We start from the raw sequence: 25,816 nt of genomic DNA, 5'->3' as shown, positions 1-25,816 counted from the left end.
TTATTCATGCGTGCCGGAAAGACCAGCACGCATCTTTAATCCCAGCTTATTCGTCTTCTGCTGTTTCTGACAGCTTTACTGCACGCGTTGCCAGCACCCGCTCTACCGTATCAACAATTGCCTGAGTTTGCGGGTCAATCTCAATATTCACGCGCTGACCCAGTTTCTTTTTCCCGAGCGTGGTACGTTCCAGCGTCTCTGGGATCAGATGCACGCAAAAGCGTGTTGCCGTTACTTCCCCGACCGTCAGGCTAATACCATCAATACCAATAAAGCCTTTATGCAGAATATATTTCATCAGCGACTGGTCCTGAACTTTGAACCACACTTGACGATTATTTTCTGAGGTTAAAATCTTCGCAACTTCTGCCGTTGTAGCAATATGCCCGGACATTAAATGCCCGCCAATTTCGTCATTGAATTTCGCAGCACGCTCAATGTTAACGACGCTACCGACTTCTAATTCACCCAAATTGGTAATACGGAGCGTTTCTTTAATTAAATCAAAACTGACTCGGTTACCTTCTATTGCCGTGACCGTCAAGCAGCAACCATTGTGTGCCACTGAGGCTCCGGTTTCCAGACCTGGCAGTAATTCTTCTGGTAGTTCAATAACATGGGTACGGAAATTAGATTTTTCCTCAATAGACACCAGGGAAGCAATACCCTGCACAATACCTGTAAACATGCTTTAACTCCTGACGATGAATCCGGGATTACCGTAATAAAAATACCTGACTATTGGCACACTTTATCAGTTGAAAAAAAAGCGTGCCAGCAATCATCTATCATTACCTATTTTTCACTGGTGTATAAATAAACTCTCGCTACAATAGACTCGATTAAGTATAAGTTCATCTTATAGTCGCCATAAATCGCGGCTTTTTAAGTCTTTAATAGATACCCTAAATAATTCAACTTACCTGCATACACAACTTCAACGTGTCGCCGGATAATCTGTTTTATGAACGGTATAATCAGGTATCTCTCATGCAGAAGTATTTTGTTGAAGCACGGCAGCTTCTTACTCTGGCTATTCCCGTTATCATTGCGCAAGTCGCACTCACCTCTATGGGGTTTGTCGATACCGTGATGGCGGGAGGATACAGCGCCACGGATATGGCGGCGGTCGCTATTGGCACCTCGATTTGGTTTCCGTCCATTTTATTTGGCCATGGTTTGTTGCTGGCGTTAACCCCGACAATTGCGCAACTGAATGGTTCAGGACGACGTCATCGTATTGCCCATCAAGTGGGTCAAGGTTTCTGGCTGGCCGGTTTTGTCTCAATACTCGTCATGATGGTGCTCTGGAACGCAGGCTATATTATTCATGCGATGGATAATGTCGATCCTGAACTGGCTGACAAAGCGGTCATTTATCTGCGCGTATTACTCTGGGGCGTTCCAGGCTACCTGTTCTATCAGGTTGGACGTAACCAGTGTGAAGGGCTATCAAAAACAAAACCCGGCATGGTTGTAGGCTTTGTTGGTTTGTTGGTTAACATTCCGATTAACTACATCTTCATTTATGGCCATTTTGGTATGCCAGAATTAGGGGGGATCGGCTGTGGCGTTGCGTCCGTTGTAGTGTACTGGGCAATGTTCTTTTGTATGCTTTCTTATACTAAAAGAGCAGGATCAATGCGCGACATTAAAAACCCCTCCTCTTTCAGTAAACCCGACTGGCACGTTATCAAACGCCTGACGCAAATTGGCTTACCTATTGCCCTTGCCTTGTTTTTTGAAGTGACATTATTTGCCGTCGTCGCATTGCTGGTCTCCCCGCTGGGGATTGTCGATGTTGCCGGGCATCAGATTGCGCTTAACTTCAGTTCATTGATGTTTGTCTTACCGCTATCGCTTGCGGTTTCCGTCACTATTCGTGTCGGTTTTTATCTCGGCCAGGGCTCCACAGAAAAGGCTCAGGTTGCGACCCGAACCGGTATTGCAGTGGGTATCTGCATGGCGATGCTAACGGCGTTGTTCACCATCACGTTCCGCGAGCCTATCGCTTTACTGTACAACAGCGATCCTGCCGTTATTGCGCTGGCAACCCATTTGATGTTACTGGCCGCAATTTATCAGATTTCAGACTCTGTTCAGGTTGTCGGGAGCGGTATTTTGCGTGGATATAAAGATACCCGGGCTATCTTCTATATTACCTTCACTGCCTACTGGGTGCTGGGTCTTCCTTGTGGTTATGTTCTTGCACTAACCGATCTGGTGGTTGAGCGAATGGGGCCAGCAGGTTTCTGGATAGGCTTTATTATCGGCCTGAGCGCCGCAGCGGTGATGATGATGTTGCGCGTACGCTGGTTACAGCGCCAGCCCGCGGAACTGATTTTACAGCGTGCTGCTCGCTAATAGCTGACTCCTGTTGTCCGGGTCTGAGTAAACAGGCCCGGGCGATGTTTTTTGTAATTCAAACGGTTGTTTTATCAGCATTCTGCGCAGAGTCTCGACAGTTGATTGAAATAGTGCATAAATTTGTATTTTTCCCCTTGCAAGCACGCAACAGTGCCGTTAATATTCGTCCCCGTTGTCACACAGACACATTGCGTTCATAGCTCAGTTGGTTAGAGCACCACCTTGACATGGTGGGGGTCGTTGGTTCGAGTCCAATTGAACGCACCATCATCTTTACAGTGCGTCCGTAGCTCAGTTGGTTAGAGCACCACCTTGACATGGTGGGGGTCGGTGGTTCGAGTCCACTCGGACGCACCATTTAACAAACGTTAAATGAATTTCTCTTCTCGGTTACTCCACTCCCTGAAAATCCAAACCTACTCCAGCATGAATGTTGCTGACTGTTTCTGGTACGTTTGAGATAAAGCACTATTTCACATGCGCAATAGAAATCAGGTTTATGATAAATTTGCGCTCCGGGGTTGATACTTTTTTACACATATTTGCGATCAACAGCCCGAAATAGCACTATCTACTGATCTTTCAGGTAAATAAAGTGCTTCTTTCTTCATGTGATAATCATTTTTCATTCCTTTCATACCAATAACTCTTTATAATACGCGCGTTCTTAACTTGAAAGGTTTCAGCAGATTGGACTCCTTCTTAATACAACGAAAACTATCCCAATCATCTTCCGCTAAACCTCTAGCAAATATTCTTCTGCACGCTTCTTTTCTGTCACCTATCCTTAACATGTACGCTTTGCGCAACATCCATATTCTTTTAAGTTTCGGTAGTCAGCATCGCCGGGATAAAAATTTAACAATCCTCCTCAACTTGTAGATAAGCTTATTATGAAAAAAACTAAAATTGTTTGTACTATCGGTCCAAAAACTGAATCTGAAGAAATGCTGACCAAAATGCTGGAAGCTGGCATGAACGTCATGCGTTTAAACTTCTCTCATGGTGATTACGCTGAACATGGTCAGCGTATTAAAAACCTGCGTAACGTCGTTGCAAAAACCGGCATGCCTGCCGCAATCCTGCTGGATACCAAAGGCCCGGAAATCCGTACTATCAAACTCGAAGGCGGTAATGACGTTCCATTGAAAGCGGGACAAACCTTTACCTTTACCACAGACAAAACCGTAGTCGGTAACAGCGACATCGTTGCTGTAACCTATGAAGGCTTCACCAACGATCTGAGCGTAGGCAACACTGTACTAGTCGACGATGGCTTGATTGGTATGGAAGTTACCGCCATTGAAGGTAAAAACGTTATCTGTAAAGTACTGAATAACGGTGACCTTGGTGAAAACAAAGGCGTTAACCTGCCAGGCGTTTCTATTGCCCTGCCAGCTCTGGCTGAAAAAGATAAGCAAGATCTGATCTTCGGTTGTGAGCAAGGTGTTGACTTTGTTGCGGCTTCCTTCATCCGTAAACGTTCAGATGTTGTCGAAATCCGTGAATTCCTGAAAGCACATGGCGGAGAGAATATTCACATCATCTCCAAAATTGAAAACCAGGAAGGCCTGAACAATTTTGATGAAATCCTTGAAGCCTCTGACGGCATCATGGTTGCTCGTGGCGACCTGGGCGTTGAAATTCCGGTTGAAGAAGTTATCTTCGCTCAGAAAATGATGATCGAAAAATGTGTACGCGCACGTAAAGTGGTTATCACTGCAACCCAGATGCTCGACTCAATGATCAAAAACCCACGTCCTACTCGCGCAGAAGCGGGCGACGTTGCTAACGCCATCATCGATGGTACCGATGCCGTTATGCTGTCTGGTGAGTCTGCTAAAGGTAAATATCCTCTGGAAGCCGTGACCATCATGGCGACTATCTGTAGCCGTACTGACCGCGTGATGGATAGCCGTCTTGATAGCAGCTTTGACAACCGTAAACTGCGTATCACCGAAGCTGTTTGCCGTAGCGCCGTTGAAACTGCCGAGAAACTGGAATCAGCTCTGATCGTTGTTGCCACTCAAGGCGGCAAATCAGCCAAAGCTGTACGTAAATACTTCCCTAACGCGACTATTCTGGCTCTGACAACCAATGAGCAGACTGCGCGTCAGCTTCAGCTGAGCAAAGGCGTAGTGAGTACTGTGGTTAAAGAGATCGCTTCTACTGATGATTTCTATCGTCTGGGTAAAGAAGCGGCTCTGGCAAGTGGCCTGGCGAAAAAAGGTGAAGTTGTGGTTATGGTCTCTGGCGCATTAGTCTCCAGCGGCACGACCAATACCTCATCAGTACACGTGCTGTAAGTCGACCACTTCAGCTGAATAGAAAAAGCGCCTGCGGGCGCTTTTTTATTGTCTGTTATCTGACATATTGCACAATGTGAAGGTAAGAACCAGGGGCAAAAGATAAATTTGTTGCACCCTGATTAAAAGCAGATTATTTTTTTGAGAGCAGCTTTTCGGCAATTCATTTTATCCCGTCACTCTCTTTTTGAACGTCCAAATAAAAAAGTACTGCCTGTTTTAATTTAACGGCGTTTTTTTAATGAGACTTTTCTTATACAAAGCGTCATTTTTTCGCTTGCAACTCCATTTTCGATGCTTCTTTGAGCGAACGATCGACTTTAAATGCATTATCCGGAAAAATTTATTCTCAACATAAAAAACTTTGTGTAATACTTATAAGGCTACATGGAGATTAACTCAATCTAGAGGATATTTATAATGAATCGTACTAAACTGGTACTGGGCGCGGTAATCCTGGGTTCTGCTCTGCTGGCTGGTTGCTCAAGCAACGCTAAAATCGACCAACTGTCTTCTGACGTTCAGACTCTGAACGCTAAAGTTGATCAGCTGAGCAGCGACGTGAACGCAATCCGTTCTGACGTTCAAGCAGCTAAAGACGATGCAGCTCGTGCTAACCAGCGTCTGGACAATCAAGCTCACTCTTACCGTAAGTAAGAGTAACTTGATGAAAATGGCGCACATTGTGCGCCATTTTTTTTGCCTGTTACTCCCCCATTTAGCACTACCCTTCAAAAGCTTCCAGAAGACGCTCTGAGAGAGAAAATAAGCCGAGGCAGGCCATTAGGTCAGTTCGCTGTAAAAAACCCGTAGTATCAATGCCAGAGCCTTAAACAGGCCTCACCATCACGGCTAAGTGACAGCGAGTGCCCAATTTCTAGATAACCGCGGTAGTCAGCCTTGCTGCACAGCAGATCTGTCCCTGCGAATTATAGATATCGATTTGCCATACCTGGTTCCGCCGGCCAACATGGATAGCGCGGCAAACCCCACGAACCAACCCTTCACGCGCAGAACGAAGATGACTGGCATTCACCTCAACACCCACGACTTTTTGTTCGCCTTCAGTGCATAAGTATCCCGCAATCGATCCCAGCGTTTCTGCCAGCACCACTGAAGCACCACCGTGTAATAAACCAAAAGGCTGACGTGTCCGTTCATCCACCGGCATAGTCGCTTCCAGTTCGTCGGCAGTAAACCGAGTCACCTCAATGCCCAGATGACCCACCATGTTATTTTTACTCATGGTATTAATTTGCTCGAGCGTCACTTCACGTCGCCAGATCATCCAATAATCTCCAGAAGCGCCTGTAACGGATGGCGGATAGCCTGCCCTTCTATTCGTTTCACCTGACTGCGGCAAGAGTATCCAGTCGACAAACAGCGCTGTTGCGGCAAATGTTGTATCGACTGCTGCCAGGAAAGCGCATAAATTCCCCGGGAATTAGCGTGATTAAGCGTTTCATGTCCGTAGGTCCCAGCCATGCCACAGCATCCGACACTGACCGATTCAAGCTTCGCACCAAAGTGGGCAAAAATACCGCTCCACTGTCCGGTTGAGGTCGGCAAGGCTGTTGTTTCAGTGCAATGGCCAAATAAGTACCAGGACTCTCCCTGCGCAGCAGAAGCGGCTGATTTATCCAGCACGGCCTGCAACCACTCATGCACCAGTTGCACCTGAAACTCACCGCGGGCCTCGCCCAGAGCTTGCTGATACTCATCGCGATAGCACAGTACCAGCGCGGGATCGACACCGACCATCGGCATACCCAGACGAGAAATACGGTTAAGCACTTCGGAGGTTTTACTGGCCGTGCGTGCAAAGCGTTTCAAAAACCCTTTCACATGCTGCGCTTTACCGTTGGGAGAGAAAGGGAGCACTACGGGTTCAAAACCTAGTTTATCCGCGAGCTTGATAAAATCAGCCACCACTTTGGCATCATAGAAACTGGTAAAAGGATCTTGTACCACCAGTACTGTTTTCCCACGCTGTGCGGGGCTTAAGCGCTCAAGTTGCTCAAGTGTGGTATTCGCTGAGCGGTGTCCCACCAGTTGCTGCTTTAAACTTGGCGCCGATAGCAAAGGTAAGTCGACGAGCCCGACATGTTTTTCTGATAACTTTTGCACCCAGGACTGGCGCATAAAGAAGTTAAACATTTTCGGTGTCTTAGCCATTAACGGTGCATATAGCTCAACATTCGCCATCAAATGATCCCGTGCAGGACGCAGATAGCGGGTGTGATAGAGCTGTAAAAAACGCGAACGGAATGCCGGAACATCAATTTTAATCGGACACTGTGTGGAACAGGCTTTACAGGCCAGACAGCCTGACATCGACTCTTTTACTTCGTGGGAAAAGTCATAGACGCCTTTACGGGCTCGCCAGCTATTGCGTGTTCTCACTATCAACGATCGCAGGCTGGTATTACGCTCAGGCAACTGTTGTTCAAGTTTAAGTGGGTCGACGCCTTGTTCAGACAGCATGCGCAGCCATTCACGGGTTAGCGTGGCACGGCCTTTCGGGGAGTGCAGGCGGTTGCTGGTGATTTTCATTGACGGGCACATTGGGCTTTTCACGTCAAAGTTAAAGCACAAGCCGTTACCGTTACATTCCATCGCACCACGCCAGGAGCTGCGAACATTGACCGGGATCTGTCTGTCGTAGGTCCCGCGCTTAGCAGCATCCACCTGCATCATCGGCGCATCGCTGCCGTACGGCTGGCAAATTTTTCCTGGATTCAGGCGGTTATCCGGGTCAAAAGCGGCTTTAATTCGACAGAGTTCTTCATACAAAGTTTCGCCGAAAAATGCCGGGCTGTACTCAGCACGAAAACCTTTACCGTGTTCTCCCCAAAGTAATCCGCCATATTTCGCCGTCAGAGCCACGACTTCATCTGAGAGGCTTTTCATCAGAATTTCTTGCTGAGGGTCGCACATATCCAGTGCCGGGCGCACATGTAAAACGCCGGCATCAACGTGGCCGAACATGCCATAGCTGAGGTTATGACTGTCTAACAAGGCGCGGAACTCTACAATATAGTCAGCCAGATGCTGAGGAGGCACACAGGTATCTTCCGCAAAAGGAATAGGTTTCGCCGCACCTTTCGCATTGCCCAATAGCCCGACTGCTTTTTTACGCATCGCGTAGATGCGCTCAATATCGGCCAGTTGCTGACAAACTTGCCAGCCAATAACACCGCCCTCCTCACTCGCTATCAGGCGGTCTAAACGCGCACAGAGCGCACTGACTTGCTGTTCGATTAGTGCGACATCATCACCCGCAAACTCCACGATATTCAGACCGAGCATTTCTTTACCCGGGATATCGGTGATCAGCTGACTGACGGAGTGCCAGACAATATCTTCCCGGGCAAGATTCAGTACCGTGGAATCAACCGTCTCAACTGACAAGGCGCGCGCCTCAACCATAAAGGGAGCATTACGCAGGGCTGAGTTAAACGAGTCATATTTGACGTTTACCAGGCAGCGGGCTTTAGGTAGACGGGTAATATCGAGCTTAGCTTCGGTGATAAACGCCAGCGTTCCTTCCGAACCGGTCAGAATACGCGTTAAGTCAAACTGAGACAGCTGGTCGTCAAAGACGTGACGTAAATCGTAGCCGGTGAGAAAGCGATTGAGTTTCGGGAATTTATCGATGATCAGTTGACGTCGTTCACGACATCGCGTCAACACAGTATGATAGATATGTCCGACTGTGCCGTCTTCCAGACCCTTAGCTTCAGCAAGTTCTGTTGGCATGGAATGGGTATCAAGAATATCGCCCCCCATTAATACCGCTTTAACCCCCAGCACATGGTCAGAGGTTTTACCATAGACCAGTGAACCCTGCCCGGATGCATCAGTATTAATCATGCCACCAAGCGTTGCCCGGTTGCTGGTTGAGAGCTCAGGAGCAAAAAAATAACCATAGGGCTTAAGATATTGATTGAGCTGATCTTTGATAACCCCAGCCTCAACTCTCACCCAACCCTCTTCTGGATTAATCTCCAGAATACGATTCATATAGCGGGACATATCGACCACAATGCCGCGATTAAGCGCCTGGCCGTTCGTCCCGGTTCCGCCACCGCGCGGGGTAAAAATCAGTGACTTAAACGCCGGTTGATTCGCGATTCGGGTAATTAACGCTACGTCATCAGTCGAACGAGGAAAGACTATCGCATCGGGTAGCAGTTGATAGATACTGTTGTCCGTTGCCATGGTTAAACGATCTGCATAGCGAGTAGCGCTATCGCCTGTAAAACCTTGCTGCTCCAGTACCTGCAAAAAATTGAGCACCGTCTGTTCGACGCCCGGTGCTTGAGAAATTTGTGGGATCATTGATGAGCCGACCCTGTTTCTGGTAGTTGTAAGTTATCGTTTGCGTCTCTTTTTTTAGCATATTTTTTTAAAAGTTGCGGCAGTTATTTACGATAAAAAATTGCTCAAGACGCTTGTTAACGCTCGATAAAATGCACCATCGCTGTGTTCTCTGCTAACGTTGTTTGAACGTTCTTGCTGTTTATTAAGGTGATTATTCCATGGTTAAAGCCAGTCCGACTGAGGATCTTCTGCGGATTATCCTCTCTGTTTTATGTATCTCATTGATGATTGTCGCCTGTATCTGGATAATCAATCCGTTCCTACTGGGGCTGGCATGGGCCGGAACGATAGTTATCGCCTCCTGGCCTCTGTTGATCAAAATTGAACGTATTTTATGGGGCAAACGCATTCCTGCCGTCATCGTCATGATGCTACTGCTTATCATGATTTTTGTTATTCCTATCTCGCTACTCGCGAACAGCCTGGTGGTCAACAGTGGCCCGATTATTGAATGGGCAAAAGAAGGTCATTTTGTCCTGCCGACCTTTGAGTGGCTACAAAGTGTTCCGTTGGTTGGCGACAATTTATACAACCTGTGGAATAACATCTTAAACAGTGGCGGCAATGCGCTTTTTGATAAGGTAAAACCTTATGTGGGTATCACCACCACTTGGTTTTTAAATCAAGCGGTACAAATCGGCAGCTTATTTATCCACCTGGGCTTAATGCTGTTGTTCAGTATCGTGCTCTATGCCAAGGGCGAAAGTATTGGCTACAGTCTGCGTCATTTTGCCGCTCGCCTCGCACCGAGAAGAGGTGATGCCGCCGTTATTCTTGCCAGTCAGGCTATCCGTGCGGTCGCACTGGGTGTCGTTGTCACAGCGCTTGCTCAGGGTATTTTAGGCGGTATCGGTCTTGCAGTAGCGGGTATTCCGTTTGCCTCTTTGTTAACCGTCGTGATGATCCTTTGCTGCCTGGTTCAGATAGGTCCGTTACTGGTGCTCATTCCCGCCATCATCTGGCTTTACTGGAGCGGTGACGCTACCTGGGGAACTGTGTTACTGGTATGGGCCTGTGTAGTGGGCACCATGGACAACGTACTTCGTCCGGCACTGATCAAAATGGGTGCCGATCTGCCCATTATACTTATCCTCTGTGGTGTTATCGGTGGCCTGATAGCTTTTGGTATGATTGGTTTGTTCATCGGCCCGATGTTACTCGCCGTTTCTTACCGACTCGTCGCGGTCTGGATGGATGAAGTGCCCGAGCCTCACGAACCGCCTCATGAAGTGATCGAACGTATTGAAGAGAGTTCAGCAGCAGATTCAGAGGATAAATAATTAATGAGACAAAGCATTAGGATGTTTAAGGTTATTTTTGTGATGACATTAACATTCTGTGCAGTCTCTTATTCCCGATTGGGATGAATCTGAATGACGCTGTGCGGATGAAAACCTAGTATCGAGGTATAGCAAATGCAACCTCCTCAGACGCAATAAGCGTTCAGACGTTACCCTCTAAAGAATTGCTGTGTAGTCTTTGCCCATCTCTAAGATGGGCTTTTTTTTGGATGTCGTTCAGGGAAATGATGAGACAAAAAAATCCCCCGTGGATTTTTAGTTCCAGGGGGGATGGGATGGGGTTATTTAGCTTGTTCAGCCAGACTCAGCCAGGTTTGTACCACGGTATCCGGATTCAGAGATAAACTATCGATCCCCTCTTCCATCAGCCAGACGGCAAAGTCTTCATGATCAGAAGGTCCCTGACCACAGATACCGACATATTTACCTTGTTTTTTCGCCGCTTTGATTGCCATGGAGAGTAACGCTTTAACCGCTTCGTTACGCTCGTCAAACAACTCAGAGACCACACCCGAATCGCGATCCAGCCCCAGGGTCAGCTGTGTCATATCGTTTGAGCCAATGGAGAAACCGTCGAAGTACTCAAGGAATTGATCCGCAAGCAGCGCATTCGATGGGATTTCACACATCATAATCAGTTTCAGGTCGTTCTCACCGCGTTTGAGCCCCTGACGTGCCAGTTCTTCAACCACAGCCTTCGCCTGGGCGACAGTACGAACAAAGGGTACCATCACTTCGACGTTCGTTAAGCCCATCTCATTGCGTACCCGCTTCATGGCTTCACATTCAAGCGCAAAGCAGTCACGGAAGTTGTCAGCAACGTAACGACCCGCACCACGGAAACCTAACATCGGGTTCTCTTCTTCCGGCTCATAACGCTCACCGCCCACCAGGTTGGCATATTCGTTTGATTTAAAATCAGACAAACGAACGATAACGCGTTTTGGCCAGAAAGCGGCACCCAGTGTGGCAATTCCTTCGGTCAGACGGCCGATATAGAACTCAGTCGGACTGTCATAGCCTTTCATCAGTCCACGAATTTCGTTTTGTATTGCCGGCTCCTGCTGGTCAAACTCCAGCAATGCGCGCGGATGGACACCAATCATGCGGTTGATAATAAACTCAAGACGAGCCAGCCCGACACCTTCGTTAGGTAAGCAGGCAAAATCAAATGCGCGATCCGGGTTACCGATATTCATCATAATTTTCAGTGGTAACTCAGGCATTTTATCAACGGTCGAGCTCTTGATAGTAAAGTCGAGAATTTCACCGTAGACATAACCGGTATCACCTTCAGCACAGGAAACGGTGACACTCTGCCCTTCACGGATCCTGTCGGTTGCATCCCCACAGCCCACTACCGCCGGGATCCCTAATTCACGGGCAATAATGGCTGCGTGGCAGGTACGCCCACCGCGATTGGTCACAATCGCCGCAGCCTTTTTCATGATAGGTTCCCAGTCCGGGTCGGTCATATCTGTCACCAGTACATCACCGGGTTCGATACGATGCATCTCACTGATATCATGAATAACTTTAACCACACCCGCGCCAATACGGTGGCCGATAGCACGCCCTTCTGCGATAATATTACCTTGGGCATGTAGCTGGTAGCGTTCCATCACTTGCCCTTGAGAGCGTACGGTTTCCGGACGCGCCTGGACAATAAATAATTTACCGGTATGGCCATCTTTGGCCCACTCGATATCCATCGGGCGACCATAGTGTTTTTCAATTTGTACCGCCTGGACCGCCAGCTCCTGAATCTCTTCCTGAGTGATAGAGAAACGATCGCGGTCTGCTTCTGGTACATCTTCAATACGGACTTGCTTGCCATGCTCCTGGGTCGGAGCATAAACCATGCGGATCTTTTTTGACCCCATAGTACGGCGAACAACCGCAGGCTTACCTGCCGCCAGGGTCGGTTTATGAACGTAGAATTCGTCCGGGTTAACGGCACCCTGCACCACCATTTCACCGAGTCCCCAGGCAGAGGTAATAAATACCACCTGATCAAAACCTGATTCGGTATCGATGGAGAACATCACCCCCGATGACGCGAGGTCTGAACGAACCATACGCTGCACACCCGCAGACAAAGCAACACCGCGGTGGTCATAGCCCTGATGCACACGATAGGAGATAGCACGGTCATTAAACAACGAGGCAAATACGTGTTTGACCGCGACTAATACTGCATCAAAACCTTGAACATTCAGGAATGTTTCTTGCTGCCCGGCAAATGAGGCATCCGGCATATCTTCGGCCGTAGCAGAAGAGCGTACAGCAAATGAGGCCTGGCCATCATCAGACGAAAGTGTCTGATAGGCTTCACGGATTGCCGTTTCAAGTTCAGCCTGGAACGGCGTATCAATAATCCACTGGCGAATCTGAGCACCGGCTTTAGTCAGCTGACTGATATCGTCGATATCTGTTACATCCAGCAATTCATAAATACGTTGATTCACACCACTTTGATCAAGGAACTGATTAAACGCCTCGGCAGTAGTCGCAAAACCATTCGGTACGGAAACACCCATACCCGAGAGGTTTGTAATCATTTCACCCAGAGAGGCATTTTTGCCTCCGACCCTGTCTACATCATTCATGCCGAGTTGGTTATACCAAAGTACCAGCGGTGACGAACCATGGTTGGACATTGAAGCAATCCTTTTTTTAAAATGAATGGGTACAAGAAACACCAGACTTCTTAATAAGCTTTACATATTCCGGGGTAAGAAAGAAACCGGTGAATCGTTCAAGCAAAATAATTATTTTAAATTTTCATATAAATCAGTAACCACAACAACGCACTGATTCTTAAAGTATTATCAAATATTCAATGAAAATAGCTTACCGCTAAATAAATGAAACAGTAGTTTCATTATTAATGAACCATTCATACCAATAATAATGAACCTGATAAATTAATAATGAGATTTAACAGAATGCCTCTGGTATGGCCCGCATTTTCATTTATGCTGTGATTAACGTTTTAATACACCGGGATTCTCTATGGATAGCAAAGTCGATCGTCACGTCTTTTATATTTCTGACGGCACAGCCATTACTTCTGAAGTATTGGGCCACGCGGTCATGTCGCAGTTTCCTGTCTCAATTAATAGCGTCACTCTGCCGTTTGTTGAAACAGAGGCGCGTGCGCAAGAAGTCAAAAAACAAATCGACGGTCTTTATCAAGTGACAGGGATCCGCCCTTTGGTATTTTATTCAATAGTCATTCCCAGAATTCGGGAAATTATTATTCAAAGCGAAGGATTTTGTCAGGATATCGTGCAAGCTCTGGTGGCACCGCTACAGAATGAGTTACAACTGGATCCGAGCCCTGTTGCGCATCGTACCCATGGTCTGAATCCCGGCAATATCACCAAGTATGATGCCCGCATTGCTGCCATCGACTATACCCTGGCGCATGATGATGGCGTGTCGTTGCGCAACCTGGACCAGGCTCAGGTCATTTTATTAGGGGTCTCGCGCTGCGGCAAAACACCCACCAGCCTCTATCTGGCGATGCAATTCGGTATCCGGGCCGCTAACTATCCTTTTATTGCAGATGATATGGATAACCTGCATCTGCCGGCGGCTATCAAAGCGCTACAACCCAAACTCTTTGGGCTGACGATTGATCCTGAACGGCTGGCTGCAATACGTGAAGAACGCCGTGAAAACAGCCGTTACGCTTCATTGCGCCAGTGCCGCCTGGAAGTCGCAGAAGTCGAGGCATTGTTTCGAAAAAATCAAATCCGCTATCTGAACAGTACCAATTACTCCGTTGAGGAGATGGCGACTAAAATTCTCGATATCATGGGATTAAATCGCAGAATGTACTAACAAGCTAGTACGAAAGACCATTCGTCTGTGCTAAACTCTGAAAATACTGTGAGGATCTGTTACGTGGGCTTAAACAAACATTGAAATCATATTGATTTCATCTATTGTGATCCTCATCACTTCTTTGTCTGGTAACGACAAAGAGAGCTAAATTTTTGAGATTATCATGCATAAGACAGATGAATTACGTACCGCTCGTATTGAGAGCCTAATAACGCCCGCTGAACTGATAGCCCGCCAGCCTCTTTCTGAGTCAGTTGCGCAACATATCACTGACTCCCGGAAGCGAATTGAAAAAATCCTCAGTGGCCAGGATTCACGTCTGCTGGTTATTGTCGGTCCTTGCTCAATTCACGATCCTGATGCCGCTATTGATTATGCTCGTCGCCTTGCAGCCATACGTGGCCGGTACCAAGACAGATTAGAAATTGTGATGCGGACGTACTTTGAGAAACCTCGCACCGTTGTTGGCTGGAAAGGCTTAATTTCCGATCCGGATTTAAATGGCAGCTACCGGATTAACCACGGTCTGGAACAGGCACGCCGTGTATTACTGGCTGTCAATGAGCTTGGTCTGCCCACGGCAACAGAGTTTCTTGATATGGTGACCGGTCAGTATATTGCGGATTTAATTAGCTGGGGCGCAATTGGTGCCCGCACAACTGAGAGTCAGATCCACCGTGAAATGGCCTCAGCTCTCTCCTGCCCGATAGGCTTTAAAAATGGTACCGACGGTAATACCCGTATTGCTATCGATGCTATCCGGGCAGCACAGGCAAGTCATATGTTTCTCTCGCCGGATAAACAGGGTCAGATGACAATTTATCAGACCAGTGGTAACCCATACGGACACGTAATAATGCGTGGAGGAAAACAGCCTAACTACCATGCTGAGGATGTTGCTGCTGCCTGTGCCATGCTCAGTGAGCACCAGCTGGCACCCCATTTGGTGATTGATTTTAGCCACGGAAATAGCCAGAAGAAACATCGCCAGCAACTGACGGTTTGTGATGATGTCTGTACCCAAATAGTTAATGGATCCAAGGCTATTGCAGGCATTATGGCGGAGAGTTTTCTTGAAGAAGGCAGCCAGCCGATGGTGGCAGGTCAGGCGCTGGTTTATGGTCAGTCAATTACTGATGCCTGTCTGCACTGGGATGATACGGTTACCCTGCTGAACAAACTGGCTACAGCCGTTGAATCACGGTTCTGACACGTCAATACAAGACTGCAACATACGTCTGACCGTTTATTTGTCGCTATTCAATCACGAATAGCGACAAATACAAGCGTAAAAACAATTAATTAAAACTTAATGTTTCTAACAATTCTTTTCTTATAAAATCCTTTCGTTCACAACCTTATCACAAATAATACTTGCAGCTCATTATGGTTTTTATGATAATGATTATCATTGTTATTGTGATTTACATTTATGAGTTGAATGAGCCGCATGGATAAATTTTCTCCCCCTGCTCGCCCGCAACCTGCAAATGCACCCCGCCAGGTTGACAGTAAAGAATTACTCGGTGCTGAAGGTCGAGTGGTCATTATACATGAAGGCCAACAATATTTTTTGCGCCAGACTCAAGCTGGAAAGCTCATTCTGACCAAATAGTTTTATGAGTAATAGTAATAGTAAAAGCCAGCCACCCAGGCTTATCGCCAAGGCAGCCAGCATGTTCTGTGTTCTATGGAGAATTCCGCATGTCTTGCAAAAAGTCGGCTGGTTTACGCCTGTCTGTTATCACGCTGGCTATCTTCAGCATCCTACCCACTTTTGCAAAAGTATGACCAAATTACGGTTGTCGACACCGGTAATCAACACAGTACTTGTGAAACGCTGATGATTTTCAGTGTGATTGAACGTCATACCCCGGAAAGTGAAACAAGCCTGTGCTCGTCGGGCCCCATCGCTGAGACGGGTTATGGTATCAATGATTTCTATAACAGTTATAAAAGGCAGCCGTAATTACCTGACGTTAGCCTTCACTGGTACCAGGTAATGCCTTCTACAAAGAATGCTGGCCACCGCGGCATATTCCGCAGTATGGCCGTAATGAGAAATATTTCGCGTTATCAATGGTAAAGGAACATTACATGAGTCAGCGTTATGAAACTTGGTTACAACTAAAACAAGAACACCCGAAGCTGTATGCCCGGGATATAGCCAAATTGATGCAGATTAGCGAAGCTGAACTGACCCAGGCCCGTGTTGGTCAGGATGCTAAACGTTTAAAAAGCGATGCTAAAGCTCTGCTGAAAGCGCTGGAAGCCGTTGGTGAGACAAAATGTATTTGCCGCAATGAATACGCGGTTCATGAGCAGGTAGGCCGTTTTGAAAACCAGCACCTTGACGGTCATGCCGGCTTGATTCTTAACCCACGTGCTCTGGACTTACGTCTGTTCTTCAGCCAGTGGGTACATGTCTTCTATATCCGTGAAACGAATGCTCGCGGTGAACGTCAGAGTATCCAATTTTTCGACAGCTACGGTGATGCGGTACTGAAAGTTTACACCACCGATAACACCGATTTTGCCGCATGGGATCAGGTTGTGGCGCAGTTTGTTCAGGAAGAAAACCCTGAGCTGACGGTCGCTGTTGCAGAAACTCCGGTCGAAATCACACCAACGGTAGACGGCGCACAAATCGAAGCCGAATGGCGTGCGATGACCGATGTGCATGAATTCTTTATTCTGCTCAAGCGTCATCAACTTACGCGTCAGCAAGCTTTCCGCCTGGTTAGCGATGACCTGGCCTGTAAAGTCGATAACACAGCACTGGCGCAGATCCTCGATCTGGCAAAAGCCGATCAGAACGAAATCATGATTTTCGTGAGCAACCGCGGCTGTGTGCAGATCTTTACCGGTGAAGTGCGTAAGTTAATGCCAATGGAGAACTGGATTAATATCTTTAATCCTGAGTTCACCCTGCACTTGATGTCTGACACCATTGCAGAAAGCTGGATAACTCGCAAATACACCAAAGATGGCTATGTTACCAGCCTTGAACTGTTCGCTGCTGACGGCACGCAAATTGCGCAAGTTTATGGTCAGCGTACCGAAGGTGAGCCAGAGCAACAGCAATGGCGTACACAAATCGATGCTATTCAGAGCAAAGGATTAACTGCATGAAAAGGCTGCTTTTAGCCCTTCTTATCCTGCCTGCAATGGCAGGAGCGGCTGAACGTCTGGTCACTATCGGTGGTGATGTCACTGAAATTGCCTGGGCTTTAGGTGCCGACAAAGATTTAGTCGCGCGAGACAGTACCAGTCTCACTCCGGCAGAAGTCACTAAACTGCCAGACGTAGGCTATATGCGACAGTTAAATGCCGAAGGTATTCTTGCGATGCGCCCGACTCTGGTGCTGGCGAGTGAGCAAGCCCAGCCCTCTCTGGCACTCAAACAAGTCGCGGAAGCTAACGTCAACGTCGTCACCGTACCTGGGGCAAATAACCTTGACGTGATTGATGCGAAAGTGGCTGCCGTTGCCAAAGCGCTCGATAAAGAGCCGCAAGGTAATGAACTGCGTAAGCAGATCAAACAACAGCTGGCGTCTGTCCCCACTCAACCGCTACCTGTAAAAGTGCTGTTCATCATGAGTCACGGTGGCACAACGGCAATGGGTGCTGGTCAGGAAACAGCCGCTGATTCCGTTATTCGAGCAGCCGGTCTGCAAAACGCGATGCAAGGATTCACCCGCTACCAGCCTTTGTCTCAGGAGGGCGTAATTGCAAGCCAGCCGGACTTGATACTGGTGACCACCAACGGTCTGAAAACTTTAGGTAGCGAAGAGAATGTCTGGGCTTTACCGGGTCTGGCACAAACTCCTGCTGCTAAGAATAAACAGCTGATGGTCGTTGATGATATGGCGTTGTTAGGATTTGGTATCCATACTCCGCAACAGATTGTCAATCTGCGACAAAAAGCGGAGCAACTGCCGTGAAACGACGTCCCCTACCACGTCACGCCTTGTGGCTAATGGGGGCCATGTTAGTTGCTACGGCGCTCATCGCGGCCAACCTTGGCGCAATGAAGCTCTCGCTGGCGGTGTTGTGGCAGCCTCAGGATGAGGCTTTGCGCCATATCTGGCTTCACATCCGCCTTCCCCGTGTTCTGCTCGCCATTCTGGTGGGCGGGGCTCTGGCCCTTTCTGGCTGTGTGATGCAAGGTTTGTTCCGTAACCCGCTGGCAGACCCCGGTTTACTAGGGATCAGTAGCGGTGCCGCGCTCTTTGTCGGTCTGGCAATCGTCTTTCCACTCGCGCTACCGGCGATACTCGCTTTGTATGTACCGATGTTTGCTGCATTTATTGGCAGTCTGGTGGTCACATTCATTATTTTCCTGCTCAGTCGTCAGGGGAATAACAGTCTTGCGCGCTTACTGTTAGTCGGTATTGCTATCAATGCCCTGTGTGGTGCTGCCGTCGGTATTTTATCCTGGTTGAGTAACGATACTCAGCTACGTCAGTTATCACTATGGGGAATGGGAAGTCTGGGACAGTCACAGTGGTCAACCCTGCTGGCTGCCGCCTCACTTGCTATTCCTGCCACTGTCGGCATCTGGTTGCTGGCACGACGGTTGAACTTACTGCAACTGGGCGATGAAGAGGCTCATTATTTGGGCGTTGATGTTAAACGTACCCAGCGTCAGCTGTTAATCCTCAGTGCACTATTGGTTGCCGCAGCGGTTGCGGTCAGTGGCGTAATCGGTTTTGTCGGGCTGGTAGTGCCACACCTGGTCAGAATGTGGTTAGGTGCTGACCATCGCTGGTTAGTTCCCGGATCGGTGCTGGCCGGTGCACTATTGCTGCTGATTGCCGATACTCTGGCGAGAACGCTTGTGGTACCTGCTGAGATGCCGGTCGGTTTAATTACCAGCCTGATTGGTGGCCCATGGTTCCTGGCGATGATTTTCCGCAATCAGGGGAGAAACTGATGTCAGGGTTACTTCATACTGAAAATTTGTCGCTCAAAATCGGTAACCGATTGCTTCTCGACAGTATCAATGTCGAGTTAACACCTGGAAAAGTCGTGGCGCTCATTGGCCCGAATGGTGCAGGAAAGTCAACGCTACTACGCACCCTTACCGGGTTTCAGCCTCCAAGCAGCGGTCATGTTGTCCTGAATGGCAAAAGTCTTGCTGACTGGCCAAGCGAAGCATTATCCCGCCAGCGGGCAGTGATGCGTCAACAAAGCACCATGGCGTTTAGCTGGTCTGTTGAAGAAGTCATTGCGATGGGGCGTGCCCCATGGCCTTCCGAAAGCACGGAAAAAGTGGTCACTCAGGTCATGGTCCTGACAGGTTGTGATGCCCTGAAAGGCCGGGATTTCTGTCAACTGTCTGGCGGTGAACAGCAACGCGTTCAGCTAGCTCGTGCGCTGGTTCAGCTCTGGCATGAGGATATTCCCCGGGGCTGGCTGTTCCTTGATGAGCCCACCTCAGCACTGGATCTCTATCATCAGCAACACTTATTACGTCTGCTTAAACGGCTGGCAGCAATGGGTGAGCTTTCGGTCTGCGTAGTATTGCATGACTTGAATCTGGCAGCCCTGTGGGCTGACAGTATTGTGTTATTGCACCAGGGACGGGTAGTGGCAAACGGAACCCCCGATCAGGTTCTGGAAGAGCAAACCTTACAACGCTGGTATCAGGCCGATCTCCGGGTATTCCGTCACCCGGAGCATCCTGTGCCCCAGGTCGGATTACGCCAATAGTTTAGCTGGAACAGCTCACCTCCAGCCGTTTACCCCAGTCAGGTGGCCGTCGTGTAAAGTCATCGTCTCTGTCGGTAAACGGCTGACTTAATGCCTGATGCAAGGCGGCAAGTTCATCGGTACTCCCCTGTTCTGCGGCACTGATAGCCCTCTGGGCTAGCCAATTTCTCAGCACCAATACTGGATTGACCGATTTCATAGCCTGCTGTCTGGTTGCATCGTCAACCTGTTCATCCTGTAAACGCGTCCGATATACCGCAAACCACCGGTCAAACTCTTCCCGGTCGATAAACTCATCACGCAGCGCTGAGCTGCCACTCATTTGTTCAGTCGCACTAAGCATACGGAAAGTTCGCGTATAGTCACTCCCCTCTTTCGTCATCAGGGCCAGCAGGCTACTCAGGATTTGATTGTCCTCTTTCTGAGCTGTGAAGAGTCCCAGTTTAGCGCGCATCTGTTCACCAAACGCCTGCATTAGCAATGGCTGATACTCTTCCAGTAAGCTATTAAGTCTGTCAGCAGTGATAAGCATAGAGAGTGACTGGGCCAGACGCTGTAAATTCCATAACCCTACCGCTGGCTGGTTATCAAATGCATAACGCCCCTGGTAGTCAGAATGGTTACATATATAGTCCGGTTGATAGTCATCCAGAAAACCATAGGGGCCATAATCCATTGTCAGACCCAGCACCGACATATTATCCGTGTTCATCACTCCATGGGCAAAACCCACCGTTTGCCAGTGCGCCATCAGCATCGCTGTGCGTTTAACAATATCGCTGAACCAAAGGGCATAGCGGTCAGCTTCATCCTGCAAATGTGGCCAGTGATGGGCTATCGCATAGTCGGCAAGCTGACGCACTTTTAGCGGCTCCCGGCGATAGTAATAATGTTCGAAATGGCCGAAACGGAGATGACTTTCAGCCACTCGCAGCAGCATCGCTCCTTGCTCAGTGGTTTCACGCTGCACCGGCGTATCGCTGGTGACAATCGTCAGGGCACGAGTGGTAGGGATCCTCAGGGCATGCATCGCTTCGCTGGCAAGAAATTCACGAATAGTGGATCGTAATACTGCACGTCCGTCCCCCATTCGAGAATAAGGCGTCAGCCCGGCACCTTTCAGATGCCAGTCCATTTTACGCCCGTCTGCAAGTCGCTGCTCTCCCAGTAACATGCCTCGACCATCACCTAACTGACCGGCCCAGCTGCCGAATTGATGCCCACTGTAAACCTGAGCCAGAGGCTGCATACCCGGCAGTAAGATCTCGCCACTCCATAAGCCACAAGAGGACTCATCAAACAGCGAGCGCTCAAGGCCTAACTCTTGTGCCAGCGGTGCACTGTGGTAAAGCAGACGTGCATTTTTTAACGGTACCGGTGTTAAGGCGCTGTAAAAATCTGGCAGTTCATCATGCCAGCTATTTTGAAAAGTGATGGTGTTTGTCATAAGTCCTCCACATCACAGTGTATCCGCTGATACAACTTTTAAATACTTTCAAAAAATAAGGATATTATCGCTGTTAATGTTCAGAAGTACTGAACAGGTCAGAGATATTTTCTGCTGCAATAGCTGGCCACAGGTTTCCTCTCATGGCCTCAAAATTAAGACTCTTAACTTGATGATATAGCGTAATATCATCAATACCCGATACCATAAGAGCCTCACAAAAAGGTGCTATCTGACGAATAATCGCATTGGCAAAAGGAACAAAAGAGGGTCGATTAATCTGATGATGAATAAACTCCTGACTAAGGAAAATATGTCTGAATAATCTGTCGAAAATAGCTCTATTTGAACTTTGTCCCGACCCTAAATTAGCCAGAGCAAGAGGAAACTTTTCCGCAAGCCAGATAAGTCGGAGGTTGTTTCGTCCGTAAACCATACCAGGAAAATCTTCGTCAATCATCAGTGTCAAAAATGATAAGTTCTGTAACCTCGTTATCCAGTCGGTATTCTGCATCATCTCCGTGAGAATAATATCGTTGATATTTAGCCAAATAGTTATGTTCCAGGACTCAAGTAAAGTCTTAACATTTTCAAGAAATAATACTTTTTCGTTAAATAATGCTATCTGCTGATTCGCATCAAGATGAGCACTTTGCCATGCGGGAGATAAATATTCGGACGAATTATGGGCGATCAAACAGGTCATAATTTCCATACCCATCAGTCGGTTATCAGACCGCCAGGCAGGTTTAAAGTAGTGGTGAGCAGAGCCCGTATCACCAGAAAAATTATTCATTTCCCAAACCTTACGTAGGGTTATCGAAATAGCATCATAAAAAGTGCTCACCCGTGAGTAATGGCATGAGAGTGAACTCAGTCAGCGCCAGATAATTTTTAAAACAGCTATACCCTAAATAATTCGAATTGCCTGTAAACGCCAGGTTCAGGCAGACGATAATCATAGATAAATTCTATGATCCGATGGCTTACGCGCCAAAACGTCCAGACAACTTGAAGTATTACGGATAGATTGAAGCAACAAATAAGGGAACACCTGACTGAATACCTATTTCAGCCAATTTCACTTAGATATTACTTAATAATAGCGGGCTTAGGAAGAAATATACGATATCAATTATTCACATTGATGTAGCATGATCATTTTCTGTACATTCATCTCGATGAATAAAAATAACATCCAGACAGAAACGTTAAATACGTCGTGCTTGCCAGAATTTTTTCTTCCAGTAAACATTATCGAGCGAAGAACGAATCACTCCCCGACTGGTAGAGGCATGAATAAATTGGTTATCCGTGTCATAGATTCCGACATGCAGACCATTTTCACCTGAGCCAGTAATGAAAAAAACTAAATCACCGGGTAACAAGTCTGTTTTATCGATACGGGTACCTATTTCGGCTTGCTGACTAGTCATTCTGGGCAACTGCAAGGCAAATTTATCACGATAGGTCGTGAGAACAAAACCGGAACAATCAATACCGCGTCGGCTCATGCCACCATAAGCATAAGGCGTACCGTGCCAGCTCTGGAGCTGCTCATTGAGATAGGCAATAACCGTTATTGAGTCAGAGAGTCGCGCATTTGGCGCAGGGGCCCGGTGGCTGCTACAACCAGCCAGAATGATGCACAGTATTGTAATCAACCATAAACGCATTCTATAACCTCATCATTTCGGTGAGCCCCCTCTGACATGACGTACCCTGCGATATCGTTATGCTGAATGGATAAGCATCCTGTGTCCTTCGACAGATAATAACCTGAATGACATATTATAGGCATTATCCAGATACTGGGGTGATAAGACCTCAGTACTCGTTCCTTGTGCCAGCAATTCTCCAGCACGCAATAACCACACCCTATCCGCATAGCGCAGGCTATGGTTCAAATCATGACTGCTCATAACGATGGCAATACCCGCTTCTCTGAAGGCCTGTAACAGATTATCCAGCGCAGCCTGTTGCGCAACATCCAGGCTATTCATAGGCTCATCAAGCAATAGCAGCTGTCCTGCGACATTAATTTGTGGATCAATCTGCATAAACACGGCTGCCAGACGCACTCGCTGCCACTCACCACCAGATAGCTGATTGACCGGGCGCGTCAGTTTAGCCGTCAGAGAAAGGACCTCTGCCAACTTCAGCATCAGGGCGTCGGCCCCGGGAGCCGATTGATGAAGCTGTAAATAGTGCCACACTGGCATAGCAAACGGTGGCGTCTGATGCTGAACTAACCAGGCCCGGTGACGGGATAAGCTTGTCGCATTCCAGTCTGTGATTGACTGGTTGTTCAGCAACACCTCGCCGGGACCGTCACTCATCCCGGCCATTCTCGCTAACAGCGTACTTTTTCCGGCACCGTTCGGCCCCACAAGATGGATGATTTCCCCCGCATTAACATCTGTACTGACAGGCATCAGCCTTCCGGCAACGGCGACATTCCTAACTTGCAGAACCGGCACGTTATGCTTCCAGAGCCAGAGTGATTGCCTCAACAAGCACCGGGTTTTCAGGTGTCATATCCGGGGAGAAACGCTGAATAACTTCACCATCACGGGAGATAAGGAATTTTTCGAAGTTCCACAAAATATCACCCGGATTTTTCGGCGCGCGACCTTTACTGCTCATACGTTCGAAGAAACCGCTATCCTCTGGTGCCACAGCCACTGGCTGAGCGCTGGTCAGTTGTTGATATAATGGATGACGGTTATCACCATTAACTTCAATCTTACTGAACATCGGGAAGGTAACTCCGTAGGTGGTGCTGCAGAAGGTTTTTATCTCTTCCTCACCCAGAGGCTCTTGTCCGAGGAACTGGTTACAAGGAAAACCAAGCACCGCAAACCCTTGGTCGCCATATGTTTCCTGAAGGACTTCAAGCTGAGCATATTGTGGCGTTAAACCACATTGTGAGGCCACATTCACAATCAATAATACTTTGCCCTTCCAGGGTGCAAGAGTCGTGATTTCACCGTCAATAGTTTTTACTTCATTGTTTAAAATGGTCTGCGACATCACATTTATCCTCAGTAAGTTAACGCCCAACTTTCAATAATAGCCAGATAAAGACCGGAGCCCCCAGGCTTGCTGTTACAACACCGATCGGTAATTCAGCTGACTGGAGAGCCAGACGAGCCACAATATCGGCACCGCCCAAGGCTATAGCCCCGGCCAGAGCACTGGCTGGTAACAGTACCCGATGATCGCTCAGCCCCATGATACGCAGCAGATGTGGTATCACCAGGCCAATAAAGCTGATGGCGCCAGCTAGCGCAACACTCACCCCGACCATCCAGCCTGTTACAATAACCAGAATATTGCGCCATAGCCAGACGGGCAAGCCCAGTTGACGGGCAGAATTTTCCCCAAGCGTCATGATATTCAGAGGCTTATGCTGAAAACATAACCAGATAATCACTGGTAAAAGCGTCACCATTAGCCACAGCTGCCGCCAGTCCACCCCTCCAAACCCTCCCATCATCCAGTACATCAGCTGACGTAAGTCGAGGCTTGAGCTGAAATAGACCGCCCAAGTCATGAGTGCGCTACAGATCATACCCAGCGCAACTCCCGCCAGTAGCAGACGGCTGGTTGACAGGTGGCGACGAGCAAAACGTAATAGAATTACCGTGACAATAAAAGCGCCTGCAATAGCACATAACCCCAGAGCCCAGCCGGGTAACATCCCCTGCCCCAGTAGTAAACCTGCTATCAGTGCCACACCGGCACCACTCGATACGCCCAGTAAGCCAGGCTCAGCAAGCGGGTTTTCAAACAGTGCCTGCATAACGGTTCCCGACAATGCCAGGGCCGCACCGACCAGTAATACGGCCAGGGTGCGAGGGAGACGAATTTGCCAGATAAAGAGATGACCTTCAGCACTCCACCAATGATTAGGGAGTATCCAGATATCTCCGGCACATAAACTGAGCGTCAGGGTACCCAGCATGACCAGTGTCAGAGCGGCAATCCAGCGACGCTCAAGACGACGTTGTCGGGTGACAAAAGTAAGCATCAGGCCTGAAGTGTCCTTATAGGGAAAGATGCAATGATTTTACGGAATCTTTAGCGGTGGGAACAAGCAAAGAAAAAGGCCGCGAGAGCGGCCTTTTTGTTACGCGAGATTACTCATCTTTTGGCGACGCATTCTCAACCCGACTTTTCAGTTTCTGACCAGGGCGGAAAGTCACCACACGGCGAGCCGTAATGGGAATGTCCTCACCAGTCTTCGGGTTACGCCCAGGGCGTTGATTTTTGTCGCGCAGGTCAAAGTTACCAAAACCCGAGAGTTTCACCTGCTCACCATTTTCTAAAGAACGACGAATCTCTTCAAAAAATAGTTCAACCAGCTCTTTAGCATCTCGTTTGCTAAGTCCAAGCTTATCAAACAGATACTCTGACATTTCAGCTTTTGTAAGCGCCATACG

At 48.1% G+C, this 25,816-nt stretch carries 23 protein-coding genes and 2 tRNA genes; 14 read left to right on the top strand and 11 right to left on the bottom strand.

The features are described 5' to 3' along the window. Positions 1-46: 46 nt before the first annotated feature. The gene (locus M2387_RS00800) at positions 47-688 is read right to left on the bottom strand and encodes a riboflavin synthase subunit alpha (RefSeq protein WP_259046587.1); all 642 of its coding nucleotides are present in this window, start codon (positions 686-688) and stop codon (positions 47-49) included. A 302-nt stretch (positions 689-990) separates the two neighbouring features. Here M2387_RS00800 and mdtK point away from each other — a divergent pair, with 302 nt between their 5' ends. The 5 genes from mdtK (at position 991) to M2387_RS00775 (ending at position 5,330) form a co-directional block, all read left to right on the top strand. After that, positions 991-2,364 (top strand): MdtK family multidrug efflux MATE transporter, encoded by a 1,374-nt coding sequence (gene mdtK, locus M2387_RS00795; protein ID WP_259046586.1) that lies wholly within the window; start codon positions 991-993, stop codon positions 2,362-2,364. Positions 2,365-2,557: 193 nt separating this feature from the next. After that, positions 2,558-2,634, top strand: a tRNA-Val gene (locus M2387_RS00790). A gap of 13 nt (positions 2,635-2,647) precedes the next feature. Beyond that, positions 2,648-2,724: transfer RNA gene (locus M2387_RS00785), tRNA-Val, on the top strand. A 536-nt stretch (positions 2,725-3,260) separates the two neighbouring features. Further along, positions 3,261-4,673 (top strand): pyruvate kinase PykF, encoded by a 1,413-nt coding sequence (pykF, locus tag M2387_RS00780; RefSeq protein WP_259046585.1) that lies wholly within the window; start codon positions 3,261-3,263, stop codon positions 4,671-4,673. A gap of 420 nt (positions 4,674-5,093) precedes the next feature. Next, positions 5,094-5,330 carry a major outer membrane lipoprotein gene (locus M2387_RS00775; RefSeq protein ID WP_259046584.1) on the top strand — a complete coding sequence of 79 codons (237 nt, stop codon included), beginning with the start codon at positions 5,094-5,096 and terminating at the stop codon, positions 5,328-5,330. Between the two features lie 220 nt (positions 5,331-5,550). Here M2387_RS00775 and M2387_RS00770 read toward each other — a convergent pair whose 3' ends face one another. Then, complete coding sequence (locus M2387_RS00770) at positions 5,551-5,961, bottom strand: hotdog fold thioesterase (RefSeq protein ID WP_259046583.1); 411 nt, start codon at positions 5,959-5,961, stop codon at positions 5,551-5,553. After that, complete coding sequence (ydiJ, locus tag M2387_RS00765) at positions 5,958-9,014, bottom strand: D-2-hydroxyglutarate dehydrogenase YdiJ (RefSeq protein WP_259046582.1); 3,057 nt, start codon at positions 9,012-9,014, stop codon at positions 5,958-5,960. Before ydiJ ends, M2387_RS00770 begins: the two co-directional genes overlap by 4 nt. A 200-nt stretch (positions 9,015-9,214) precedes the next feature. Between ydiJ and ydiK the strand changes: the two genes are divergently transcribed. Beyond that, positions 9,215-10,336 carry an AI-2E family transporter YdiK gene (gene ydiK, locus M2387_RS00760; protein WP_259046581.1) on the top strand — a complete coding sequence of 374 codons (1,122 nt, stop codon included), beginning with the start codon at positions 9,215-9,217 and terminating at the stop codon, positions 10,334-10,336. A gap of 302 nt (positions 10,337-10,638) precedes the next feature. On the opposite strand, the gene ppsA is transcribed toward ydiK, so the two are convergent. Then, positions 10,639-13,017 (bottom strand): phosphoenolpyruvate synthase, encoded by a 2,379-nt coding sequence (gene ppsA / locus M2387_RS00755; protein WP_259046580.1) that lies wholly within the window; start codon positions 13,015-13,017, stop codon positions 10,639-10,641. A 355-nt stretch (positions 13,018-13,372) separates the two neighbouring features. On the opposite strand from ppsA, the gene ppsR reads away from it, so the two are divergent. The 8 genes from ppsR (at position 13,373) to M2387_RS00715 (ending at position 19,924) form a co-directional block, all read left to right on the top strand. Then, the gene (gene ppsR / locus M2387_RS00750; RefSeq protein WP_259046579.1) at positions 13,373-14,206 is read left to right on the top strand and encodes a posphoenolpyruvate synthetase regulatory kinase/phosphorylase PpsR; all 834 of its coding nucleotides are present in this window, start codon (positions 13,373-13,375) and stop codon (positions 14,204-14,206) included. Between the two features lie 166 nt (positions 14,207-14,372). After that, positions 14,373-15,419 (top strand): 3-deoxy-7-phosphoheptulonate synthase, encoded by a 1,047-nt coding sequence (locus M2387_RS00745; RefSeq protein ID WP_259046578.1) that lies wholly within the window; start codon positions 14,373-14,375, stop codon positions 15,417-15,419. Positions 15,420-15,659: 240 nt separating this feature from the next. Next, entirely contained in the window at positions 15,660-15,824 is a 165-nt protein-coding gene (gene hemP, locus M2387_RS00740; protein ID WP_259046577.1) for a hemin uptake protein HemP, read from the top strand. A 75-nt stretch (positions 15,825-15,899) separates the two neighbouring features. Further along, positions 15,900-16,178: a hypothetical protein gene (locus M2387_RS00735; protein WP_259046576.1), complete on the top strand. Its 279-nt coding sequence runs from the start codon at positions 15,900-15,902 to the stop codon at positions 16,176-16,178. A 128-nt stretch (positions 16,179-16,306) separates the two neighbouring features. Next, positions 16,307-17,341 carry a hemin-degrading factor gene (locus tag M2387_RS00730; protein WP_259046575.1) on the top strand — a complete coding sequence of 345 codons (1,035 nt, stop codon included), beginning with the start codon at positions 16,307-16,309 and terminating at the stop codon, positions 17,339-17,341. Then, entirely contained in the window at positions 17,338-18,153 is an 816-nt protein-coding gene (locus tag M2387_RS00725) for a heme/hemin ABC transporter substrate-binding protein (protein ID WP_259046574.1), read from the top strand. The genes M2387_RS00730 and M2387_RS00725 overlap by 4 nt, the downstream gene beginning before the upstream one ends. 35 nt (positions 18,154-18,188) lie before the next feature. Further along, entirely contained in the window at positions 18,189-19,145 is a 957-nt protein-coding gene (locus M2387_RS00720; RefSeq protein ID WP_259048209.1) for a FecCD family ABC transporter permease, read from the top strand. Continuing rightward, positions 19,145-19,924: a heme ABC transporter ATP-binding protein gene (locus M2387_RS00715; protein ID WP_259046573.1), complete on the top strand. Its 780-nt coding sequence runs from the start codon at positions 19,145-19,147 to the stop codon at positions 19,922-19,924. Before M2387_RS00720 ends, M2387_RS00715 begins: the two co-directional genes overlap by 1 nt. A 1-nt stretch (position 19,925) precedes the next feature. On the opposite strand, the gene selO is transcribed toward M2387_RS00715, so the two are convergent. The 7 genes from selO to ihfA all read right to left on the bottom strand — a co-directional run bounded on the left by selO (position 19,926) and on the right by ihfA (position 25,813). Next, positions 19,926-21,371 carry a protein adenylyltransferase SelO gene (selO, locus tag M2387_RS00710; protein ID WP_259046572.1) on the bottom strand — a complete coding sequence of 482 codons (1,446 nt, stop codon included), beginning with the start codon at positions 21,369-21,371 and terminating at the stop codon, positions 19,926-19,928. Positions 21,372-21,444: 73 nt separating this feature from the next. Next, positions 21,445-22,167: an EAL domain-containing protein gene (locus tag M2387_RS00705; protein WP_259046571.1), complete on the bottom strand. Its 723-nt coding sequence runs from the start codon at positions 22,165-22,167 to the stop codon at positions 21,445-21,447. 415 nt (positions 22,168-22,582) lie between these two features. Further along, positions 22,583-23,047, bottom strand: coding sequence for an NlpC/P60 family protein (locus tag M2387_RS00700; protein WP_259046570.1), 465 nt, complete (start codon positions 23,045-23,047; stop codon positions 22,583-22,585). 57 nt (positions 23,048-23,104) lie between these two features. Continuing rightward, positions 23,105-23,842 (bottom strand): vitamin B12 ABC transporter ATP-binding protein BtuD, encoded by a 738-nt coding sequence (gene btuD / locus M2387_RS00695; protein WP_259048208.1) that lies wholly within the window; start codon positions 23,840-23,842, stop codon positions 23,105-23,107. A gap of 10 nt (positions 23,843-23,852) precedes the next feature. Continuing rightward, the gene (locus M2387_RS00690) at positions 23,853-24,404 is read right to left on the bottom strand and encodes a glutathione peroxidase (RefSeq protein WP_259046569.1); all 552 of its coding nucleotides are present in this window, start codon (positions 24,402-24,404) and stop codon (positions 23,853-23,855) included. A gap of 19 nt (positions 24,405-24,423) precedes the next feature. Beyond that, positions 24,424-25,404 (bottom strand): vitamin B12 ABC transporter permease BtuC, encoded by a 981-nt coding sequence (btuC, locus tag M2387_RS00685; RefSeq protein WP_259046568.1) that lies wholly within the window; start codon positions 25,402-25,404, stop codon positions 24,424-24,426. A gap of 109 nt (positions 25,405-25,513) precedes the next feature. Continuing rightward, entirely contained in the window at positions 25,514-25,813 is a 300-nt protein-coding gene (gene ihfA / locus M2387_RS00680; RefSeq protein WP_211991189.1) for an integration host factor subunit alpha, read from the bottom strand. Between the last annotated feature and the right edge of the window lie 3 nt (positions 25,814-25,816).

Origin of the sequence: Klebsiella sp. BIGb0407 (assembly GCF_024807845.1) — a bacterium.
Lineage (GTDB): Bacteria > Pseudomonadota > Gammaproteobacteria > Enterobacterales > Enterobacteriaceae > JGM124.
Note: the sequence above shows the minus strand (reverse complement) of the source record. Positions and strands in the feature narration are given on the sequence as shown.

What these genes read in the sequence shown, in the direction of transcription:
- M2387_RS00735 (WP_259046576.1), top strand. Translation starts at nt 15,900, where the DNA reads ATGGAGAATTCCGCATGTCTTGCAAAAAGTCGGCTGGTTTACGCCTGT.
- btuC (WP_259046568.1), bottom strand. Translation starts at nt 25,404, where the DNA reads ATGCTTACTTTTGTCACCCGACAACGTCGTCTTGAGCGTCGCTGGATT.
- M2387_RS00715 (WP_259046573.1), top strand. Translation starts at nt 19,145, where the DNA reads ATGTCAGGGTTACTTCATACTGAAAATTTGTCGCTCAAAATCGGTAAC.
- ydiJ (WP_259046582.1), bottom strand. Translation starts at nt 9,014, where the DNA reads ATGATCCCACAAATTTCTCAAGCACCGGGCGTCGAACAGACGGTGCTC.
- M2387_RS00725 (WP_259046574.1), top strand. Translation starts at nt 17,338, where the DNA reads ATGAAAAGGCTGCTTTTAGCCCTTCTTATCCTGCCTGCAATGGCAGGA.
- M2387_RS00700 (WP_259046570.1), bottom strand. Translation starts at nt 23,047, where the DNA reads ATGCGTTTATGGTTGATTACAATACTGTGCATCATTCTGGCTGGTTGT.
- M2387_RS00730 (WP_259046575.1), top strand. Translation starts at nt 16,307, where the DNA reads ATGAGTCAGCGTTATGAAACTTGGTTACAACTAAAACAAGAACACCCG.
- M2387_RS00690 (WP_259046569.1), bottom strand. Translation starts at nt 24,404, where the DNA reads ATGTCGCAGACCATTTTAAACAATGAAGTAAAAACTATTGACGGTGAA.
- ppsA (WP_259046580.1), bottom strand. Translation starts at nt 13,017, where the DNA reads ATGTCCAACCATGGTTCGTCACCGCTGGTACTTTGGTATAACCAACTC.
- M2387_RS00775 (WP_259046584.1), top strand. Translation starts at nt 5,094, where the DNA reads ATGAATCGTACTAAACTGGTACTGGGCGCGGTAATCCTGGGTTCTGCT.
- M2387_RS00745 (WP_259046578.1), top strand. Translation starts at nt 14,373, where the DNA reads ATGCATAAGACAGATGAATTACGTACCGCTCGTATTGAGAGCCTAATA.
- hemP (WP_259046577.1), top strand. Translation starts at nt 15,660, where the DNA reads ATGGATAAATTTTCTCCCCCTGCTCGCCCGCAACCTGCAAATGCACCC.
- ppsR (WP_259046579.1), top strand. Translation starts at nt 13,373, where the DNA reads ATGGATAGCAAAGTCGATCGTCACGTCTTTTATATTTCTGACGGCACA.
- M2387_RS00800 (WP_259046587.1), bottom strand. Translation starts at nt 688, where the DNA reads ATGTTTACAGGTATTGTGCAGGGTATTGCTTCCCTGGTGTCTATTGAG.
- mdtK (WP_259046586.1), top strand. Translation starts at nt 991, where the DNA reads ATGCAGAAGTATTTTGTTGAAGCACGGCAGCTTCTTACTCTGGCTATT.
- pykF (WP_259046585.1), top strand. Translation starts at nt 3,261, where the DNA reads ATGAAAAAAACTAAAATTGTTTGTACTATCGGTCCAAAAACTGAATCT.
- selO (WP_259046572.1), bottom strand. Translation starts at nt 21,371, where the DNA reads ATGACAAACACCATCACTTTTCAAAATAGCTGGCATGATGAACTGCCA.
- ydiK (WP_259046581.1), top strand. Translation starts at nt 9,215, where the DNA reads ATGGTTAAAGCCAGTCCGACTGAGGATCTTCTGCGGATTATCCTCTCT.
- M2387_RS00770 (WP_259046583.1), bottom strand. Translation starts at nt 5,961, where the DNA reads ATGATCTGGCGACGTGAAGTGACGCTCGAGCAAATTAATACCATGAGT.
- M2387_RS00720 (WP_259048209.1), top strand. Translation starts at nt 18,189, where the DNA reads ATGGGGGCCATGTTAGTTGCTACGGCGCTCATCGCGGCCAACCTTGGC.
- M2387_RS00705 (WP_259046571.1), bottom strand. Translation starts at nt 22,167, where the DNA reads ATGAATAATTTTTCTGGTGATACGGGCTCTGCTCACCACTACTTTAAA.
- ihfA (WP_211991189.1), bottom strand. Translation starts at nt 25,813, where the DNA reads ATGGCGCTTACAAAAGCTGAAATGTCAGAGTATCTGTTTGATAAGCTT.